The sequence below is a fragment of the Mesorhizobium sp. B2-3-6 genome, assembly GCF_006442305.1.
In the GTDB taxonomy this organism is placed as follows: Bacteria; Pseudomonadota; Alphaproteobacteria; order Rhizobiales; family Rhizobiaceae; genus Mesorhizobium.
The window spans coordinates 515,140-533,749 of sequence record NZ_VFVW01000003.1; the positions used below are offsets into that span (position 1 = coordinate 515,140).

Here is an 18,610-nt window from a genome sequence, read left to right on the forward strand (position 1 = left end):
GGCGATGCCGGCCGGCCAGGGATGCGGGCATCCACGAACATGTCCAAAAAATCGCTTGAGCTCAAGCTTGGTTGAGGTTCTACAAACCCATCCGACCATGGTCCTGCCGGACCCCCGAGCCGGCTCCTGGCGCCATGCGTTTGCATCGGGATATGAAATTCGAGGGACCGAAGTGACCGACATCAGCACAAACAGGGTCGACTGGCGCGCATTGTGGGCGAGCGGCGACCTCGCGCGCTTCTGCTTCATCAGCCTCGGCATCCTGCTGCACGCCACCAACGAGACGATGGTGGCGACCGTCATGCCCGCCATGATCGGCGAACTGGCGGGCGTGCAGCTCGTCGGCTGGTCGCTGGCGATCTATGAACTGGGCGCCATCGTCGCCGGTGCCGCGGCCGGACGGCTGGTCAGCTATGTGGCGCTGCGCACCAACATCGTGGTCGCGGCGCTGCTTTACGCGGCCGGCGCGCTGATCTGCGCCACCGCGCCCTCGATGCAATTGTTCCTGGCCGGGCGCCTGATCGAGGGCCTGGGCGGCGGCGCGCTGGTGTCGCTGGCTTTTGTCTCGGTGGAGCGCCTGTTTCCGCGGGCCATCTGGCCGCAGCTTTTCGGTATCATGTCGGCGATCTGGGGCGTCGCCGCCTTCAGCGGGCCGATGCTTGGCGCGATCATGACAGAGCTTCTGTCATGGCGCTGGGCGTTCGGCATCTTCGTGTTCGGCGGTGCGGCGATGGCGCTGGCGAGCTTCGTCGTGCTCGACACGCCGGAAGCGACGAGGCCTAGTGCCGGCGCGGGCAAGGCACCACCCTTCCCGCTCATAGCGCTTGGCTGCCTTGCCGTCGCCGTCGTGCTGATCGCCTCGGCGGGGGTCGATATCGCCCTTCTGCGCTCGTCGCTGCTGATGGTGCTCGGCCTGATCGGCCTTGTGCTGTTCTTCCGTATCGATGCGCTGAAGCCGAAATCGCGGCTTTTCCCCTCGCGGCTGTTCTCGTGGCGCACGCCGGTCGGCAGCGGCATGACCATGGTCGCCGCCTTCTCGGTGGCGACCTGTTCCTTTGCCATTTACGGCCCGCTGCTTCTGACCACGCTGCACCACGTTCCGCTCCTGACCACCGGCTACATCATCGCCGCCGAATCGATCGCCTGGTCGATCCTGTCGATCCTTGTCGCCAACGCGCCACAGGAGCGTGAGAGATCGATCATCGTCATCGGCGCCCTGATGATCGCCACCGGCCTCGCTGGTTTCGCCTACACCATCCCGGCAGGCTCGATCCCGCTGATCCTGGTATGCGCCCTTTTGCAGGGTGGCGGCTTCGGCGTTGCCTGGCCGTTCCTGACGCGCGTCATCGTGGCCTCCGCGCCGGGTGATGAGCAGACCATCGCCTCGGCCGCGGTGCCGACCATGCAACGCATCGGCTATGCGGTGGGTGCCGCCCTTGCCGGCATCGTCGCCAATGCCAGCGGCTTTTCGCAAGGCCTGAACCGGGACGCGGCGGCTGATGTGGCGACCTGGCTGTTCCTCGCCTTCGTGCCGCTCGGCATCATTGGCTGCCTCGCCGCCTTGCGCACATCGACGGCCGCGAACCGGCTGCCGGAAGCTGTCGGCTAATCAGGCCAGGCAACGCTTATTCGACCTCGCGCAGGCGGTAGCCGACGCCGGTCTCGGTGGTGATGTAGCGCGGCTGGTCCGGCGTCTTCTCGATCTTCTGCCGCAACTGCCGGACATAGACCCGCAGATATTGCACGTCGGTCGAATCGTTCCACACCTGCTTCAGCAGGAACTGGTGCGTGAGAACCTTGCCCGCATACTGCACGAGAATGCGCAGAATGTCGTATTCCTTGGGCGACAGCTTTACCTCCTTGCCCCCGACCTTGACGATGCGCTTGACCAGGTCGACGCTGAGATCACCGGTTTGGAACACCGGCCTCTCGCCCTGCTGCTGGAACTTGTGCCGCAGTGCCACGCGGATGCGCGCCACCAGCTCGTTCATTCCGAACGGCTTGGTGATGTAGTCGTCGGCGCCGAGTTCGAGCGCGTCGACGATGCCGGCCTCGTCGGCGCGGCTGGAGAGAATGACCACCGGGATATCGAGGCCGTCGTCGCGCCATTTGCGCAGCAGTTCATGGCCGCTCATGCCGGGCAGGCCAAGGTCGAGCAGCACGAGATCCGGTTTTTCCTGCACCATCAGCTCGATAGCCGCCTTGGCGTTCGGCGCCTCGCTGACCGCGTAGCCCTGGCTGGCGAGGCCGACCCGGAGCAACTTGCGGATCGGCGGCTCGTCATCGACGACCAGTATCCTGACGTTCGAATTGGTCATCGAGGCTGATCCGCGCTGGAGCCGATGCGATTGCCGGACAGTTCCGCCGGCACCGGCATCCTGATGGTGAAGGCAGCACCCGAACGGTCGGTCCGGTTGGCGGCCGAGATCGTGCCGCCCATCGCCTCGATGAAGCCGCGGCAGATCGACAGGCCGAGCCCGGTACCGGCGCGCACCTGGTCGCCCTTGCGGACCCGGTAGAAAGTGTCGAACACGCGCTCAAGATCCTGCGGAGGGATGCCCAATCCCTCATCCATGATCTGAAGCACGACGGAGCCGATGTCGGTCCAGCCCTGCAGGCGGATCGTCGAGCCGGGCGGCGAATATTTCGATGCATTGTCGACCAGGTTGAACAGGACCTGCTCGAACAGCACCGGGTCGAGCTTCAGCATCGGCAGGTCGGGCGGAATGTCGACCTCGATCTTGTGCTCGCTGGTGATCTTGCGGGCGCGATCGAGCGCGGTGCCGACGACGTCGCCGACATAGTGCAGCGCATAGTTCGGCTCCATCGCACCGGATTCGATCTTGGTCATGTCGAGCAGATTGGCGATGAAGCGGTTCAGCCGTTCCGCTTCGTCGACCACCGTCGACAACAGCTCCGTCCGGTCCTGCTCGGGTAGATCAGGCGCGAACTCCCTGAGAGTGCCGGCCGCGCCCATGATGGCGGCGAGCGGCGTCTTCAGATCATGGGAGATGGAGGTCAGCAACGCCGAGCGCAGCCTGTCGGCTTCGGCCGCGAGCTTGGCACGATCGACGTCGGCGACGAGCTGGATGCGCTCGATGGCGACCGCTGCCTGGTCGGCCAGCGCGTCGAGCAGCCGCTGCTGCTCGGGCGTCAGCAGCGGACCCTGCTTGTCGTTGTCGAGGCCGACCACGCCGACCGCCGTGCGCCCGGTGCGTAGCGGCAGATAGAGCCGCTTCGCACCGGGCAGCGTATCGGCGCCGCGGCCGGCGGCGCGATCGTGCTCCCAGGCCCAGCGGGCGGCGGCGATGTCGGCCTCGGCCAGCGTGTCGTCGGGCGGATAGCCCGCCTTGACGGTGATGGCGCCGTTTTCGGGCAAAAGCAGCACCACCCGCAATTTCAGCATCGAGGCGATCTGGAAGGCCGTGACCCACAGGACGTCGTCGAGCGTGCCGGCGCCGGCAAGCTTCTTGGAAAACAGGTAGATGTCCTCCGTGGCCCGCGCGCGTGAGCGGGCGGCGACGGCCTGGCGCTGCACGCGCGCCGTCAGGTTGCTGGCGATGACGGCAACGACGAGGAAGACGGCAAACGCAACGATGCTCTCGGGATCCCTGATCGTCAGCGTGTAGCGCGGCTCGAGGAAGAAGTAGTTGAAGGCAAGGGCGCTCAGGAAACAGGCGTACAAGGCCGGCCACAGTCCGAACGTCACCGCCGATGTCAGCACCGCCAGCAGCAGCACGATCGCCAGATTGCGCACGTCGAGGAACTGATCGAGAACCGTGCCGACGGCCAGCGAGCCCGCGACATAGGCCGTGGCGAACAGATACGGCCATATCTGGAACGGCCGCTGCTCGGCCGCCGTCCTGACCTTTCTCGATGCTGCGTCGGTGTCGCGCTCGGTTCCCGAGATGACATGGACGCTGATGTCGCCGGCATTGCGGATCAGATCATAGGTGAGCGAGCCCTCGATCAATTCCCGCCAGCGCGACCGGGTCGGCCTGCCGACCACGATATGGGTGAAATTGTTCGCCGTCGCATGGCGCACGATGTCCTGCGCGACGTTCTGGCCCGGAATGGTCGTCACCTCGGCGCCGAGTTGCTCGGCGAGGCGCAGATGGTTCGCCAGCCTGTCCTTCTCTTCTTCCGACATGGCGGCCGAACGAGGCGTGTCGACATGAAGCGCCGTCCATGGCGCGCGGAGCCGGTCGGCCAGCCTGCGCGCATAGCGCACGCGCGCCGCCCCGCCCGGACGCGCATCGAGGCAAACGAGCACCCTTTCCCCCGCCGCCCATGGCCCCTGGATGGCATGGGACTGCATGTGGTTGAGCAGTTGTTCGTCGACACGCTGGGCGGTGCGCCGCAGCGCCAGCTCGCGCAGCGCGGTCAGATTGCCCGGCGAGAAATAGTTCTCGATGGCGCGCTGGGCGGTGTTGGGGAAATAGACCTTGCCTTCCTCCAGCCGCTTGATCAGGTCGTCGGGCGTCAGATCGATGATTTCGACGTCGTCGGCCTGGTCGATGATGGAATCGGGAACCGTCTCGCGCACCCTGACCCGCGTGATCTGGGCGACGACGTCGTTCAGGCTTTCGACATGCTGGATGTTGAGCGTCGTGTAGACGTCGATGCCGCGCGCCAGGATTTCCTGCACGTCGAGATAGCGCTTGGGGTGACGGCTGCCGGGCGCGTTTGTATGGGCGAGTTCGTCGACCAGGACCAGTGCCGGGCGGCGTGCCAGGATGGCGTCTATGTCCATCTCGTCGAGGGTGCGTCCCTTGTATTCGACCGGGCGGCGCGGAATGACCTCGTAGCCCTCGACCAGGGCCAGCGTTTCCTTGCGGCCGTGCGTCTCGACGACGCCGATCACCACGTCGATGCCGTCGGCCAGCCTGGCGCGTCCCGACATCAGCATTTCGTAGGTTTTGCCGACGCCCGGTGCCGCGCCCAGGAAGATGCGCAGACGCCCGCGGCCCTCGCGCTCGGCATGCTCGAGCAGCGCGTCGGGGGAAGGTCTGTTTTCGACGTTGCTTCTGTCGTCCGGCATCGGCATCCAGTTTGAACGGCGCCGGGGACGGTGTCGATCCCCGGCGCTGTTCTTCATTGCTTGGCTGTGTCGTCCAATGCGAGGTTGAGGGCCAGCACATTGACCACCGGCTCGCCCAGGACGCTGAGCTCCCGGTCCTCGACATGGCTGTCGACGAGCGCCTTGACCTTGGCTTCATCGATACCCCTGGCCTTGGCGACACGCGGAACCTGGAAAGAAGCGTCCTCGGGGCTGATGTCGGGATCGAGCCCGCTGCCCGATGTCGTGACGAGGCCCATCGGAACCGGCGCATTGGGGTTTTCGGCCTTCAGCTTCGCCGCGTCGCCCTTGATGCGCTCGATCAGCTTGGGGTTGGTCGGACCCAGATTCGAGCCGCTGGAGGCGCCGCCGTCATAGCCATTGCCGGCCGCCGAGGGCCGGCCGTGGAAATAGCGGTCGCTGGCGAAGGCCTGGCCGATCAGTTCCGAACCCACCACCTTGCCGTCCTTCTCGATCAGGCTGCCATTGGCCTGTTTCGGGAACAGCGCCTGGGCGATGCCGGTCATGCCGATGGGATAGATGAGCCCGGTCAGCACGGTGAAGAAGACGATCATGACGATCGCGGGTCTGATTTGCTTGAGCATCGGAATGATCCCTTATGCAAGGCCGAGGGCCGTGACGGCCATGTCGATAATCTTGATGCCGGCGAACGGCACGATGATGCCGCCGAGGCCGTAGACGAGCAGGTTGCGGCTGAGCAGCGCCCCGGCGCCGATCGCCCGGTATTTGACGCCGCGCAGCGACAGCGGGATCAGCGCGATGATGATCAGCGCATTGAAGATGATGGCCGACAGGATGGCGCTCTGCGGCGTCCCCAGATGCATGATGTTGAGCGCCTGCAGCGGACCTGTGGTCTGGCCGGGCGCGACGTAGAACACGGCGAACATGGCCGGGATGATGGCGAAGTACTTGGCCACGTCATTGGCGATGGAGAAGGTGGTCAGCGAACCGCGTGTCATCAGCAGCGCCTTGCCGATCTCGACGATCTCGATCAGCTTGGTCGGATCGCTGTCGAGGTCGACCATGTTGCCGGCCTCGCGCGCCGCCACCGTGCCGGTGTTCATGGCGACGCCGACGTCGGCCTGGGCAAGGGCCGGCGCGTCGTTGGTGCCGTCGCCGCACATGGCGACCAGCTTGCCCTTGGCCTGCTCGTCGCGGATCAGCTTCAGCTTGTCCTCCGGCGTCGCCTGGGCAAGGAAGTCGTCGACACCGGCTTCGGCCGCAATGGCCGCTGCCGTCATCGGATTGTCCCCTGTGATCATCACCGTGCGTATGCCCATGCTGCGCAGCTCGGCGAAGCGCTCGCGGATGCCGCCCTTGACGATGTCCTTGAGGTGCACGATGCCGAGCAGGCGTCCGTCGCGCTCGACCGCAAGCGGCGTGCCGCCCGATTTGGCGACCTCGTCGGCGATCGCCTGGAGATCCCTGATCGTATCGCTGTTCGGGCGCGTTGCGTGGCTGGCGACGGTCGACTGGTTGACATGGGCGAGCACGGAATCGACCGCGCCCTTGCGCACGGAGGAGCCGTCTATGTCGACGCCGCTCATCCGGGTCTGCGCGGTGAAGGGCACGAAGGTGGCGTGCAGTGTCGCCATGTCGCGGGCGCGGATGGCGTATTTCTCCTTGGCCAGCACGACGATCGAGCGGCCTTCCGGCGTTTCGTCGGCGAGCGAGGCAAGCTGTGCCGCATCGGCCAGTTCCTGCTCGGTGACGCCCTTGACCGGGCGGAATTCGGTCGCCTGGCGGTTGCCGAGCGTGATCGTGCCGGTCTTGTCGAGCAAAAGCGTGTCGACGTCGCCGGCCGCCTCCACGGCGCGGCCGGACATGGCGAGCACATTGAAGCGCACCAGACGATCCATGCCGGCGATGCCGATGGCCGACAAAAGCGCGCCGATAGTGGTCGGGATCAAGGTCACGAACAAAGCGACGAGCACCGTGACCGGGATATAGCCCCCCGAATAGGAAGCGAAGCTCGGGATGGTAGCGGTGGCCAGCACGAAGATCAGCGTCATGCCGACCAGCAGGATGTTGAGCGCGATCTCGTTCGGGGTCTTCTGGCGCTCGGCGCCCTCGACCAGCGAGATCATGCGGTCGAGAAAGGTGTGGCCGGCGGCGGCGGTGATGCGCACGCGGATCCAGTCGGAGAGCACCTGCGTGCCGCCGGTGACCGCGGAGCGGTCGCCGCCGGATTCGCGAATGACGGGCGCCGATTCGCCCGTGATCGCCGCCTCGTTGACCGAAGCCACGCCTTCGATCACCTCGCCGTCGGAGGGGATGATGTCGCCGGCCTCGACCAGCACGGCGTCGCCCACCTTCAGGCTGGTGCCGGGCACCAGCTTGAATTTCGTCCGGTGCTCGCCGGTCAGGAGCTTGGCCTGGGTTTCGGTGCGCGCCTTGCGCAGCGAATCGGCCTGCGCCTTGCCGCGGCCTGCGGCGACGGCTTCGGCGAAGTTGGCAAACAGCACGGTGAACCACAGCCAGATGATGATCTGGATGGTGAAGCCGAGATTGCCGCCGCCGCTGGCGAGGTCCTTGACGAAAAGCACTGATGTCAGCGCCGAGACGACGGCAACGACGAACATCACCGGGTTCCTGGCCAATGTGCGTGGGTTCAGCTTTTTGAAGGCGCCGCCGATGGCGGGCCACAGGATGCCGGCATCCATGATGCTGACTGATTTCGACTGGCTCATTTTGAAGCTCCAGCTTCGGTGTTGTTGGACGGCACCGAGCGGTCGGATGCCGAAAGAAGATGCGGAAGCCCGTAGGCCAGCAACCACAGGACGATCATGACGGCGGCGATGCCGAGGAATGTCGACATCGTTGGGAAAGGAGGAGGCCGCTCCTCCTTTCCGTTGTCGGCGGGATGGCGATCGTTGCGATGCCTGTTGTTGAACCAGGACATTTCCGTTTCAGCCAGGACACTTCCGTCTCAGAATGTCTGCCCGTGGATGGCGGCCAGATGCTCGACGATCGGTCCGACGGCGAGTGCCGGGAAGAAGGTCAGGCCGCCGACGATCACGATGACGCCGACCAGCAGCCCGACGAACAGCGGGCCGTCGGTCGGGAAGGTGCCGGCCGAGGCGGGCACGGTCTTCTTCGCCGCCAGCGAGCCGGCGATGGCGAGCGCCGGGATGATGACCAGGAAGCGGCCAATGAGCATGCCGAGGCCCAGCGTGATGTTGTACCAGGGCGTGTTGCCGGTGAGGCCGCCGAAGGCCGAGCCGTTGTTCGCCGCCGCCGACGTATAGGCGTAGAGGATCTCGGAGAAGCCGTGCGGACCGCCATTGGCGATCGATGCCACGGCGCTCGGCAGGACCACCGCGATGGCCGTGAAGATCAGCATCGCCAGCGGCAGGCAAAGGATCGCCAGCATCGCCATCTTGACCTCCTTGGCCTCGATCTTCTTGCCGAGATATTCGGGCGTGCGCCCGACCATCAGGCCGGCGACGAAGACGGCGATCAGGATGAACATCAGGATTCCGTAGAAGCCGGCGCCGACGCCGCCGACGATGACTTCGCCGAGCTGCATGTTGATGAGCGGGATCATGCCGCCGAGCGCGGTGAAACTGTCATGCATGGCATTGACCGCGCCGCAGGAGGCCGCCGTGGTGATGACCGCGAACAGCGCCGAAAGCGCGATGCCGAAGCGGGTTTCCTTGCCTTCCATGTTGCCGCCGTCGATGCCCAGCGCATGGACCAGCGGATTGCCCGCGGCTTCCGCCCAATAGCAGACGGCGACCCCGGCGATGAACAGCGCGCCCATGGCGGCCAGGATCGCCCAGCCCTGGCGCTGGTTGCCGACCATGCGGCCGAAGACGTTGGTGAGCGCCGCGCTGATGGCGAAGATCGACAGCATCTGGATCAGGTTGGAGATGGCGTCCGGATTCTCGAAGGGATGCGCGGCATTGGCGTTGAAGAAGCCGCCGCCATTGGTGCCGAGCATCTTGATGGCGATCTGCGAGGCGACCGGCCCGACGGCGATGGTCTGCTGCGCGCCTTCGAGCGTGGTGGCGTCGACATAGGCTCCCAGCGTCTGCGGCATTCCGAGCCAGACATAGACCAGGGTGAGCACGACGCAGAGCGGCAAAAGCACGTAGAGCGTGGCACGGGTCATATCGACCCAGAAATTCCCAATCGACTTGCCGGAAGCGCGGGCAAAGCCGCGGATCAGCGCCATGGCGATGGCGATGCCGGTGGCCGCCGACAGGAAGTTCTGCACGGTGAGGCCGGCCATCTGCACGAGATAGGACATCGTGCTCTCGCCGCCGTAGTTCTGCCAGTTGGTATTGGTCATGAAACTGGCGGCGGTGTTGAAGGCGAGCCCCGGCTCGACCGCGCTCATGCCGGCCGGGTTGTAGGGCAGGCCGCCTTGCAGGCGCTGGAGGAAATAGAGCGCCAGGAAACCGGCAAGGTTGAACAACAGCATGGCGGCGGCATAGCCCGTCCAGTGCTGCTCCTGGTCGCCGGTTCCAGCCAGGCGATAAAGGCCCCGCTCGACGGGGCCGAGCACCGGCGACAGCAAGCTGCGGTCGCCGGTGAAGACGCGATGCATGTAGCCGCCCAGCGGCTTCACGAGCAAAACCAGGATCCCGCAATAGAGGAGGATCTGTATCCATCCGTTGATAGTCATGATTTGGCTTTCCGTGCGCCGGTCAGAAGCGTTCCGGGCGGATCAGTGCGTATGTCAGGTAGGCGAGCAGGAACAACGTCACGCCGCCACCGAGGATGTAATCGACAAGCATGTCCCGATCGCTCAAATTCTGTCGCAGGCTTTGACGTAGGCAAAGGAGAGGGCGAAAAACAAAACCCCGATCCCGAGAACAATGATGTCCATTGTGCTTGTCCTTGCTTTGATTTTTCCACTTTGCGCCCGCTCGAAGCAGGCTGGCGACTACATGAAACGGCGCGCCAACCTGGATTGGTGACGGCGTCAGACGTTTTTCTCAAAGCGGAATATGGACCCGATCGCCATTAAGGTTCGAGACGGGGCAAAGCGAAAAGAAATAGGAATCTTATAAAGATTTTCGGCGGAATGAGTTTGAAGTGGTGAACGCGTCCTGGCGCTCCAGCGATATCGTCAGTCGTAAGGGGTAACAGGTTGGCCGACGAAACGGCTCGCCGCCGGTAAACGCATTCTACCCCTGCGGCTCGACAGCCTTGAGGGTCACGCCTTCTTTACGAACTCGGTTTTGAGCACCAGGCCCTTCACTTGCCTGGTACTGCATTCGATCTCACCGGGATTACCGTTAAGGCGAATGTTCTTCACCAACGTGCCGCGCTTGATCGTCTCCGAAGTGCCCTTGACCTTGAGGTCCTTGATCAGCGTGACGGAATCGCCGTCATTCAACTGAGCGCCGTTGCTGTCGCGCACCATTACATCGTCCGGCATGCCATCTCCTGTGATCGGGACTACCACTACCAGATCACCAGGAATTCCAAAACCGGGTCGTGTGCGGCGTTTTCATAGAATGCCCAAGGATCACTCGACGCGCTACGCCGCGATTGCGGTCGCAAGACGCTCGAAACTGCCAGCTGCTTTTTTCCATGCTGCAAGCAGTCGGCAAGGTTGATGACCCTGCCCTCCTACGCTGAAGCTTCGGAGGGCATCCTGCTTCGCGTCGTCGATTGGGGCAATCCTGCGAAGCTCGAAGAGCGAAGCAGGATGGCGGAGAGAGCGGGATTCGAACCCGCGTTACGGTTTCCCGTAAACACACTTTCCAGGCGTGCGCCTTCAACCACTCGGCCACCTCTCCGTCCTTGCCTTTCGCGCCGGCCGGTTTCGCCGCGCGGGTTGGGGAGATGCTCTCCCTTGGGGATGCGTGCGGAACTTCCCGCACCGGGCGCCGCCAACCAGCGGACGCCCTGCCCGCACCTGAGCCGTCAAAGCAACAGGCGCGGGGCTCATCTAGTCGATCCGGCGCCGAATGCCAAGCCATAACGGCGGTCAATTCGCTTTGCCGGCCACTCGGCGTTCATGAGGCCGCCGGCACATCCGTTTGGAGTCCCGCCACTTCAATCGCTCCTTGATGATGTGCACGGGCAAGGCTGCGAGGCCAGCCGCGCTTGACTTCGTCCCGAGCGGCCTGTCGAGTGTCCGAAGGGCTTTGCGGGGGGCATCGTCGCAACATGGCGTCGAGCAGCGGAATTCCGGGCGGTACGCCGGACAACGGACAGCCACCAGCCGGGGGAAAGGTCCCGGCCGGACGTCCGGACAGCGGACTTTCCTACGTCCCGGTGGGCTGGCTCGTTATCGTCATGGCCCTGTCGGTCTATTGGCTGGCGTCGGCCTTGTGGCTGGTGGGGAGTTCAGGCCTGCCGGACGCCGTTTTCTATTTCCTCTTCAGCGGGCTCGTCGCCGACGTCATCACCATCCTATGGGGACTTTACCTGCTCGGCCTCGCCTTCGGCCGTTCGGCGCGCTTCCCCAGCCACTTCACCATCTGGCAGGCCGCCACGATCATATGGCTGCTGGCAAGTCACGCTTACGCACTTGCCGTGCCGGGCTTCGTCTTCTCCGCCAGAAGCCTGGCCATCACCGCCGCCGAGATCGCCATCGGCCTGCTTTGCATCTACCTGTTGCGCCGCGGCTCCGGCGCCGAGACCGTTTATGCCAAGCCGCGAGCCGAAGCGCCGTCGGTCTTCGTTTCCATTGTCGCCGCGCTGCTCGGCATCATCCTCGGCGCGGTCGTCGGCGCGGTGGGCGGTTTCCTGGCCGGTTCGCTCATCGCCGATGTCACCGACGTGAGTTGCTTCGAGGGTGCGTGCGGCTACTTCGCCGCCTTCATCGGCCTGGCCGGGCTGGTGGTCGGCGCCATTGCCGGCGGCATTCTCGCCGTCTGGCTCGCCAACCGGCGCAAGCGCAGGCCGGCCGGCTAGGCTGCGTCGGCCGCGATTCAATTCGCGTGCCGTGATTGCGAACGGGGCCCATGCGCTCTATTTCTCATTTCGGAACACCGCCGGAGATCCTCGGGAAGATGTTGAGGATCGGCCAGGGGAAAGGTCTCTGATGTTTCGCTTCGTCTTTCGTCTCGCGGCCATGGTCGCGCTGTCGATTTCGGTCATCATGGCGGTGCTTGACACGACACGCACGGTGGCCGCCTCGGCACTGGTGCTGACCCCGCTCAATGCGAGCTGGCTGGCCGTGTCGCCCGACACGCGCGCCGCCTTTGAAAGCTTCGTTCGCGCCAAGGCCGGCCCGCTGCTATGGGACGGCGCCATCGCCTGGGTGCTCAACCAGCCGGGCTTTGCCGTGTTCGCGGTGCTTGCCTTGCTGCTCTACGCCATCGGCTACAGGCGGCAGCGGCGCACGGGGCAATTCGCCTGAAGGGCACGGGCATCGCACCCCGCCATGCTTTTCCAAAAGGTCAAAATTCCACGTGAATTTTGTTTCGGGCCGTGCCAGATTGCCGCTGAGCGGGAGGGGAATATACACTCCTGGCTGACGTCGCGCGCATGCCGGAGAACCGGGCAGGCGGGCGGGCGTAACGGAAAAAATAACCGACAGGGTGTGGATCACATGAAACGTATCGTTCTCGGCCTTCTGGCCGCAACTGCAATGGTTCTTCCGGCTTTCGCCGCGGATGTGCAGCCGGCCATCCTTTATGATCTCGGCGGCAAGTTCGACAAATCCTTCAACGAGGCGGCCTACCATGGCGCCGAAAAGTTCAAGACAGAGACCGGCGTCCCCTATGTCGAGTTCGAGGTCTCCAACGCTTCGCAACGCGAGCAGGCGTTGCGCCGCTTCGCCGAGGACGGCCACAACCCGATCGTCATGGCCGGCTTCGCCTGGGAGGATGCACTGAAGAAGGTCGCGACCGAATATCCCGATCTCAACTTCGCCATCATCGACGATGCCGTCGACCTGCCCAATGTCCGCTCGCTCGTATTCAAGGAGAATGAAGGCTCCTATCTCGTCGGCATCATGGCGGCGATGGCCTCCAAGACGAAGAAGGTGAGCTTTGTCGGCGGCATGGACATTCCGCTGATCCGCAAGTTCGAATGCGGCTATGTCGGCGGCGCCAAATCGGCAGGCGCGACCGACGTCATCCAGAACATGACCGGCGACACGCCGGCCGCCTGGAACGACCCGGCCAAGGGCGGCGAGATCGCCAAGACGCAGATCGACCAGGGTTCCGACGTGGTCTATGCGGCCGCGGGCGGCACCGGCGTCGGTGTGCTGCAGGCGGCGGCTGATGCCGGCAAGCTCGGCATCGGTGTCGATTCCAACCAGAACGGCCTCCAGCCCGGCAAGGTTCTGACCTCGATGCTGAAGCGCGTGGACGTTGCCGTCTACACCGCCTTCATGGACGGCAAGAACGGCACCTTCAAGGGTGGCGTCGAAAATCTCGGCCTCAAGGAAGGCGGCGTCGACTACGCCATGGACGACAACAACAAGGCGCTGGTGACCGACGAAATGAAGGCGGCGGTCGAGAAGGCCAAGGCCGACATCATCGCCGGCAAGGTCGAGGTGCACGACTACACCGCCGACAACGCCTGCCCGTATTGATCGGTAAGCACTAAGTTTCGAACCGCCGGGCCTTATCCCGGCGGTTTTGTTTTGGAAGTCGCTGCCGGGTAGACGCAGACGTCTCGCAAGAAACACGACCCCAGGCCAATGGTGCAGTTGACAGTCGAACCCATGAACGAACGTGACATTGCAGCGGTGGCGCGATTGCGCGTTGCCACCTTTTTCACGGGCACCGGACGAACGCTGGACGACGACGTGGCCGGACTTCGTAAACTGCTGCACGGCGACGGCTTCGAAACGGCGTTCGTGGCCCGGATCGGCGACGTGCCGGTCGGGACCTGCCTGCTGGTCCGCGACGAACTCGAACCGGCGCATGATCTGACACCATGGCTGGCCGGCCTGGCCATCGCTCCCGAGCACCAGCACCGAGGGATCGGCACTGCGCTGGTCAGGGCAATCGAAGCTCATGCCACATCGCTCGGCGTGGAGGCGCTTTATCTCTACACGTGGGAGGCGCGCGATTACATGAGGCTTGGTTGGATGGTCGTCGAGCCGTTCAGGCAGAACGGGGAACCGATGGCGCTGATGTCGCGCCAATGTGGGCTATAGCTTTCCCGCTAGATAACCCAGCGCGAAAGCCACGACCAGTCCAATGGCGACCGCAAGTCCGCGCCGGTCGCCGAGAGAATAGAAGCCGACATCATGCGGCCTGGCGGGGCCCCGGATCACCGGTTTAGCGTCCTCAAGGCCGACAGCGCGCATCTGCGGCAAGTCGCCGATGCGCTGCGTGATCTGCCGCCAGCGCTCCGCGCCACCGGCGGCTTCGGTGCGGTCGAAAACATGCAGGTGCTCGGCAAGCTGGACCACGGCATCGCGAAAGGCGGGATCGACCTCCAGATCGCGCTCGGCCCGTTCGCGCTCTGCATCGTTCATCAGGCCAAGCACGTAGTCGCCGGCTCTTGCGATGCGATCGCTGGCCATCGCTCGGCTTCCCTCCCCTACCAGTGCGGCGGCTTAGTCACCGGCACGTCGGGTGCCGCCTGTTCCTCCAGCGCCAGGAAGCGGTCGGTCAGCGCGTCGAGCTTGCGCTGCATGCGCTCGATCACCTTCCACTGCTCGGCGATCTGGCCGGACAGCTCCTCGATGGTCTTCTCCTGCTCGGCGGAGCGGATCTCCAGCGTCGTCAGCCGGTCGGCGGGCATGGTCATGCAAAGTCCTCAGGTGTCGCGCGCAGTGTCAAATCGGCTTGCCATATTAGCGAATATGAGAGCTTCGGCCACGTTCGAAATTGACAAGCGCGCCGGGATTTGTCGAGAGTGGACGCTGCTCCGGCCAATTGGCACGGGCGGAGCGTCATGCTAGGCATTTTGACCAAGCGATAAAAAAATAAGAGTGGGACAGGCTGCATGGCGCATGCCGCGATTGAACTGGCCGCAATCGAACTGATTGGCATCAACAAGAGCTTTGGCGCCGTGCGCGCCAACCGCGACATCAACCTGGAAATCGCGCGCGGCACCATCCACGGCATCGTCGGCGAGAACGGCGCCGGCAAGTCGACGCTGATGTCGATTCTCTATGGCTTCTACCAGGCCGACAGCGGCGAGATCCGCGTCGGCGGCAAGCCGGCATCGATAAGCACGCCCAACGATGCGATCGCGCTCGGCATCGGCATGGTGCACCAGCATTTCATGCTGGTCGACAATTTCTCGGTCCTGGAGAACGTCATCCTGGGCGCCGAAAGCGACGCCTTGCTGAAGAAAAGCATCGCCAAGGCGCGTTCCGAACTGGAGCGGCTGGAGCGTGAATACGGCCTCGAGGTCGATCCCGACGCCATCGTCGAGGAATTGCCGGTCGGCCTGCAGCAGCGCGTCGAGATCCTCAAGGCGCTCTATCGCGGCGCCGAGATCCTGATCCTCGACGAGCCGACGGGCGTGCTGACGCCGGCCGAGGCCGACCACCTCTTCCGCATCCTCAAGCAATTGAAGGAGCAGGGAAAGACGGTGGTGCTGATCACCCACAAATTGCGCGAGATCATGGCCATCACCGACACGGTTTCGGTGATGCGCCAGGGCACGATGGTGGCGACCAGGGAAACGAAGAAGACCACCGTCGCGGAACTGGCCGAGCTGATGGTCGGGCGCCGCGTGCTCTTGCGGGTGGAGAAGGGCGAAGCGGAAGCCGGCGCGGTAAAACTCGCGGTCAAGAACCTGACGGTCAAGGATTCCCGCGGCGTCACCATGGTCGACGACATCTCCTTCGACCTGCGCGCCGGCGAGATCGTCGGCATCGCCGGTGTCGCCGGCAACGGCCAGTCCGAACTGCTCGAGGCGATCTCCGGCATCAGGCACGCCGTTTCCGGTTCGGTGATGCTCGAGGGCAAGCCGATCGATCTCACCGGCAAGGCCGATCCCGGCGAACTGCGCGACCGCGGCCTCGCCCATGTGCCTGAGGATCGCCATCATGTCGGGCTGGTGCTGGCCTTCGAGGAGAACGAGAATTCCATCCTCGGCTACCATGACGATCCCCGCTACCTCAGAGGACCCTTCCTCAACATCGATGCCATCGTTGCCGATGCCAAGGACAAGATCGAGAAATACGACATCCGCCCCGGCAATCCACGGCTGAAGACCGCCAACTTCTCCGGCGGCAACCAGCAGAAGATCGTGCTCGCGCGCGAAATCGAACAGGACCCCGGCGTTCTCATCGTCGGCCAGCCGACGCGCGGCGTCGACGTCGGCGCCATCGAGTTCATCCACAAGCGCCTGATCGCCATGCGCGACCAGGGCAAGGCCGTGCTGGTCGTGTCGGTCGAGCTCGATGAGATCCGCTCGCTCTCGGACCGCATCCTGGTCATGTTTGCCGGCCGCATCGTCGGCGAACGCGGGCCGGAGGCGAGCGAGGGCGAGCTCGGCCTGCTGATGGCGGGTGTTGAGCGCCAGGAGGCGGCGCAATGAGCACGCCCTATGCCAAATTGCCGGCCTGGGCCGACTATGGGCTGATCCCGCTGATCAATCTGTCTGTGGCCTTCATCGTCGCGGGCTTCGTCGTGCTTCTGGTCGGCGAGAACCCGTTCCGTGCCGCCGTCATCCTGGTCGAGGGCGCCTTCGGCAAGGGAACAGGTATCGCCTTTACCCTCTTCTATGCCACCACCTTCATCTTCACCGGACTTTCGGTGGCGGTAGCAGCGCATTGCGGCCTGTTCAACATCGGCACCGAGGGGCAGGCCTACATCGCCGGCCTTGGCATCGCCATCGTCTGTCTCTCCTTCGACAGCGTGCTGCCATGGTGGCTGACATTTCCGCTGGCCATCGTGGCTTCGGCGGCCGTGGGCGCCTTGTGGGCGCTGATCCCCGCCTATCTGCAGGCCAGGCGCGGCTCGCACATCGTCATCACCACCATCATGTTCAACTTCATCGCTGCTTCGATCATGGTCTACCTGCTGGTCGGCCCGTTGAAACCGGCAGCCTCGCAGGCGCCGCAGACGCGCAACTTCCTGGCGGGCGCGGAATTGCCGAAACTCAACTGGGTCATCGAGCTGTTCGGCGCCAAGATCCGCTCGGCACCACTCAACATCTCCTTCATGCTCGCGCTGCTCATGGCCTTCCTGGTCTGGCTGCTGATCTGGCGCACCAAGCTCGGCTATGAGATGCGCACCTACGGCCACAGCCCAAAGGCGGCGCGCTATGCCGGCATTTCCGAAACCCGCATCATCATCACCGCCATGATGATCTCGGGTGCGCTCGCCGGTATGATGGCGCTCAATCCGGTGATGGGCGACCAGCACAATGTCGCGATCGACTTCGTCAGCGGCGCCGGTTTCGTCGGCATCGCCGTGGCGCTGATGGGTCGCCTGCACCCTGTCGGCATCGTGCTGGCGGCCATCCTGTTCGGCATGCTCTACCAGGGCGGCGCCGAACTCGCCTTCGAGATGCCTGCCATCAGCCGCGACATGATCGTGATCATCCAAGGGTTGGTCATCCTGTTCGCCGGTGCTCTCGAACACATGTTCAGGCCTTACATCCAGGCGCTGTTCGCCTCGCTCAGCCCGAGGTCGGTCGGCATGGAAGCGGTCAAGGGAAAAGGCGCCTGAGATGGACACCTTCAACGCCATCGTCCAGACGTTGGACTCCACCATCCGCCTCTCGGTGCCGCTGCTGCTCGCCTGCCTGGCCGGCCTCTATTCGGAACGCGCCGGCATCTTCGACATCGGCCTCGAAGGCAAGATGCTGGTCGGCGCCTTCGCCGGTGCGGCGGCCGCGTCGGTCTTCCATTCCGCCTTTCTCGGACTGGGCATGGCGATCCTGATCTCGGTCGCGTTCGCCATGATCCACGGCTTTGCCTCGATTACCCATCGCGGCAACCAGATCGTTTCCGGCGTGGCGATCAACTTCATCGCCGCCGGCTCGACCATCATCCTCGGCCAGGCCTGGTTCCAGCAAGGCGGGCGCACGCCGGCGCTGGAACCAGCCGAGCGGTTCGAGGCGATCACATGGCCCGGCGCCGAGACGATCCGCGACGTGCCGTTTCTCGGGCCGATCTATTCGGAACTGCTGTCGGGCCACTCGATACTGGTCTATCTCGCCTTCGCGATGGTGCCGTTCACCTGGTGGGTGCTGTTTCGCACGCGCTTCGGGCTGCGGCTGCGCGCGGTCGGCGAAAACCCAGCCGCCGTGGACACCGCCGGCATCTCGGTCGCCTGGCTGCGCTACAGGGCGCTGATCTGCACCGGCATCCTGACCGGCGTCGCCGGCGCCTATCTGTCGATGGTGCAGAATGGCGGCTTCGTGAAGGACATGACCGCCGGCAAGGGCTACATCGCGCTGGCCGCATTGATCTTTGCCAAGTGGAAGCCGGTCAACGCCATGTTCGCCTGCCTGCTGTTCGGCTTCCTCGACGCCCTGTCGATCCGCCTGCAAGGCTCGCCGCTGCCGCTCATCGGCAAGGTGCCGGTGCAGTTCATGCAGGCCCTGCCCTATATTCTCACCGTCATCCTGCTCGCCGGTTTCATCGGCAAGGCGATCCCGCCGCGCGCCGGCGGCGTGCCTTATGTCAAGGAACGCTGA

18 protein-coding genes and 1 tRNA gene are annotated in these 18,610 nt (G+C 64.4%); 8 read left to right on the forward strand and 11 right to left on the reverse strand.

Features of this window, described 5'->3' with window-relative positions:
• Positions 1-172 precede the first annotated feature (172 nt).
• Positions 173-1,609: an MFS transporter gene (locus tag FJ953_RS11715; RefSeq protein ID WP_140624378.1), complete on the forward strand. Its 1,437-nt coding sequence runs from the start codon at positions 173-175 to the stop codon at positions 1,607-1,609.
• 16 nt (positions 1,610-1,625) lie between these two features.
• Here the strand turns inward: FJ953_RS11715 and FJ953_RS11720 are convergent, their stop codons facing one another.
• The 9 genes from FJ953_RS11720 to FJ953_RS11760 form a co-directional block, all read right to left on the reverse strand.
• Positions 1,626-2,318, reverse strand: a complete 693-nt coding sequence (locus tag FJ953_RS11720) for a response regulator transcription factor (RefSeq protein ID WP_140560272.1) — start codon at positions 2,316-2,318, stop codon at positions 1,626-1,628.
• On the reverse strand, positions 2,315-5,041 hold the full coding sequence (locus FJ953_RS11725) for a sensor histidine kinase KdpD (protein ID WP_140624380.1): 2,727 nt from the start codon (positions 5,039-5,041) through the stop codon (positions 2,315-2,317). The genes FJ953_RS11720 and FJ953_RS11725 overlap by 4 nt, the downstream gene beginning before the upstream one ends.
• A 53-nt stretch (positions 5,042-5,094) precedes the next feature.
• A complete protein-coding gene (kdpC, locus tag FJ953_RS11730) occupies positions 5,095-5,664 on the reverse strand; it encodes a potassium-transporting ATPase subunit KdpC (protein WP_140624381.1) in 570 nt (189 codons plus the stop codon).
• 12 nt (positions 5,665-5,676) lie between these two features.
• Positions 5,677-7,770, reverse strand: a complete 2,094-nt coding sequence (kdpB, locus tag FJ953_RS11735) for a potassium-transporting ATPase subunit KdpB (RefSeq protein WP_140624383.1) — start codon at positions 7,768-7,770, stop codon at positions 5,677-5,679.
• Entirely contained in the window at positions 7,767-7,982 is a 216-nt protein-coding gene (locus FJ953_RS11740; protein WP_140522721.1) for a hypothetical protein, read from the reverse strand. Before FJ953_RS11740 ends, kdpB begins: the two co-directional genes overlap by 4 nt.
• 27 nt (positions 7,983-8,009) lie before the next feature.
• Positions 8,010-9,710 carry a potassium-transporting ATPase subunit KdpA gene (gene kdpA / locus FJ953_RS11745; RefSeq protein WP_140624385.1) on the reverse strand — a complete coding sequence of 567 codons (1,701 nt, stop codon included), beginning with the start codon at positions 9,708-9,710 and terminating at the stop codon, positions 8,010-8,012.
• A 22-nt stretch (positions 9,711-9,732) separates the two neighbouring features.
• Positions 9,733-9,822, reverse strand: a complete 90-nt coding sequence (gene kdpF / locus FJ953_RS11750) for a K(+)-transporting ATPase subunit F (protein ID WP_015315765.1) — start codon at positions 9,820-9,822, stop codon at positions 9,733-9,735.
• Between the two features lie 422 nt (positions 9,823-10,244).
• The gene (locus FJ953_RS11755) at positions 10,245-10,469 is read right to left on the reverse strand and encodes an alkylphosphonate utilization protein (RefSeq protein WP_140624386.1); all 225 of its coding nucleotides are present in this window, start codon (positions 10,467-10,469) and stop codon (positions 10,245-10,247) included.
• Positions 10,470-10,743: 274 nt separating this feature from the next.
• Positions 10,744-10,833 (reverse strand) — tRNA-Ser (locus tag FJ953_RS11760).
• A 373-nt stretch (positions 10,834-11,206) separates the two neighbouring features.
• Here FJ953_RS11760 and FJ953_RS11765 point away from each other — a divergent pair.
• From FJ953_RS11765 to FJ953_RS11780, 4 genes are all read left to right on the forward strand, one after another.
• The gene (locus FJ953_RS11765) at positions 11,207-11,956 is read left to right on the forward strand and encodes a hypothetical protein (RefSeq protein ID WP_246674779.1); all 750 of its coding nucleotides are present in this window, start codon (positions 11,207-11,209) and stop codon (positions 11,954-11,956) included.
• A 130-nt stretch (positions 11,957-12,086) separates the two neighbouring features.
• Positions 12,087-12,404 carry a hypothetical protein gene (locus tag FJ953_RS11770; RefSeq protein ID WP_140513730.1) on the forward strand — a complete coding sequence of 106 codons (318 nt, stop codon included), beginning with the start codon at positions 12,087-12,089 and terminating at the stop codon, positions 12,402-12,404.
• 192 nt (positions 12,405-12,596) lie between these two features.
• Positions 12,597-13,586, forward strand: a complete 990-nt coding sequence (locus tag FJ953_RS11775) for a BMP family ABC transporter substrate-binding protein (RefSeq protein ID WP_140496350.1) — start codon at positions 12,597-12,599, stop codon at positions 13,584-13,586.
• A gap of 132 nt (positions 13,587-13,718) precedes the next feature.
• Positions 13,719-14,156 carry a GNAT family N-acetyltransferase gene (locus tag FJ953_RS11780; protein ID WP_246674781.1) on the forward strand — a complete coding sequence of 146 codons (438 nt, stop codon included), beginning with the start codon at positions 13,719-13,721 and terminating at the stop codon, positions 14,154-14,156.
• Here FJ953_RS11780 and FJ953_RS11785 read toward each other — a convergent pair.
• Together FJ953_RS11785 and FJ953_RS11790 are read right to left on the reverse strand one after the other, a co-directional pair.
• Positions 14,151-14,528 carry a hypothetical protein gene (locus FJ953_RS11785; protein ID WP_140624387.1) on the reverse strand — a complete coding sequence of 126 codons (378 nt, stop codon included), beginning with the start codon at positions 14,526-14,528 and terminating at the stop codon, positions 14,151-14,153. The genes FJ953_RS11780 and FJ953_RS11785 overlap by 6 nt on opposite strands.
• 17 nt (positions 14,529-14,545) lie before the next feature.
• Positions 14,546-14,755 carry a SlyX family protein gene (locus FJ953_RS11790; RefSeq protein WP_140513732.1) on the reverse strand — a complete coding sequence of 70 codons (210 nt, stop codon included), beginning with the start codon at positions 14,753-14,755 and terminating at the stop codon, positions 14,546-14,548.
• A 213-nt stretch (positions 14,756-14,968) separates the two neighbouring features.
• On the opposite strand from FJ953_RS11790, the gene FJ953_RS11795 reads away from it, so the two are divergent.
• Genes FJ953_RS11795 through FJ953_RS11805 form a run of 3 tightly spaced genes read left to right on the forward strand, consistent with a single transcriptional unit; the run spans position 14,969 to position 18,610 of the window.
• Positions 14,969-16,501 (forward strand): ABC transporter ATP-binding protein, encoded by a 1,533-nt coding sequence (locus FJ953_RS11795; protein WP_140513932.1) that lies wholly within the window; start codon positions 14,969-14,971, stop codon positions 16,499-16,501.
• Complete coding sequence (locus FJ953_RS11800) at positions 16,498-17,637, forward strand: ABC transporter permease (protein ID WP_140556487.1); 1,140 nt, start codon at positions 16,498-16,500, stop codon at positions 17,635-17,637. The genes FJ953_RS11795 and FJ953_RS11800 overlap by 4 nt, the downstream gene beginning before the upstream one ends.
• A 1-nt stretch (position 17,638) precedes the next feature.
• Positions 17,639-18,610, forward strand: coding sequence for an ABC transporter permease (locus FJ953_RS11805; RefSeq protein ID WP_140496358.1), 972 nt, complete (start codon positions 17,639-17,641; stop codon positions 18,608-18,610).

Excerpts from the sequence above, each read along its gene's own strand:
- FJ953_RS11720 (WP_140560272.1), bottom strand. The coding sequence starts at position 2,318 with ATGACCAATTCGAACGTCAGGATACTGGTCGTCGATGACGAGCCGCCG.
- FJ953_RS11725 (WP_140624380.1), bottom strand. The coding sequence starts at position 5,041 with ATGCCGGACGACAGAAGCAACGTCGAAAACAGACCTTCCCCCGACGCG.
- kdpC (WP_140624381.1), bottom strand. The coding sequence starts at position 5,664 with ATGCTCAAGCAAATCAGACCCGCGATCGTCATGATCGTCTTCTTCACC.
- kdpB (WP_140624383.1), bottom strand. The coding sequence starts at position 7,770 with ATGAGCCAGTCGAAATCAGTCAGCATCATGGATGCCGGCATCCTGTGG.
- FJ953_RS11740 (WP_140522721.1), bottom strand. The coding sequence starts at position 7,982 with ATGTCCTGGTTCAACAACAGGCATCGCAACGATCGCCATCCCGCCGAC.
- kdpA (WP_140624385.1), bottom strand. The coding sequence starts at position 9,710 with ATGACTATCAACGGATGGATACAGATCCTCCTCTATTGCGGGATCCTG.
- kdpF (WP_015315765.1), bottom strand. The coding sequence starts at position 9,822 with ATGCTTGTCGATTACATCCTCGGTGGCGGCGTGACGTTGTTCCTGCTC.
- FJ953_RS11755 (WP_140624386.1), bottom strand. The coding sequence starts at position 10,469 with ATGCCGGACGATGTAATGGTGCGCGACAGCAACGGCGCTCAGTTGAAT.
- FJ953_RS11765 (WP_246674779.1), top strand. The coding sequence starts at position 11,207 with ATGGCGTCGAGCAGCGGAATTCCGGGCGGTACGCCGGACAACGGACAG.
- FJ953_RS11770 (WP_140513730.1), top strand. The coding sequence starts at position 12,087 with ATGTTTCGCTTCGTCTTTCGTCTCGCGGCCATGGTCGCGCTGTCGATT.
- FJ953_RS11775 (WP_140496350.1), top strand. The coding sequence starts at position 12,597 with ATGAAACGTATCGTTCTCGGCCTTCTGGCCGCAACTGCAATGGTTCTT.
- FJ953_RS11780 (WP_246674781.1), top strand. The coding sequence starts at position 13,719 with ATGAACGAACGTGACATTGCAGCGGTGGCGCGATTGCGCGTTGCCACC.
- FJ953_RS11785 (WP_140624387.1), bottom strand. The coding sequence starts at position 14,528 with ATGGCCAGCGATCGCATCGCAAGAGCCGGCGACTACGTGCTTGGCCTG.
- FJ953_RS11790 (WP_140513732.1), bottom strand. The coding sequence starts at position 14,755 with ATGACCATGCCCGCCGACCGGCTGACGACGCTGGAGATCCGCTCCGCC.
- FJ953_RS11800 (WP_140556487.1), top strand. The coding sequence starts at position 16,498 with ATGAGCACGCCCTATGCCAAATTGCCGGCCTGGGCCGACTATGGGCTG.
- FJ953_RS11805 (WP_140496358.1), top strand. The coding sequence starts at position 17,639 with ATGGACACCTTCAACGCCATCGTCCAGACGTTGGACTCCACCATCCGC.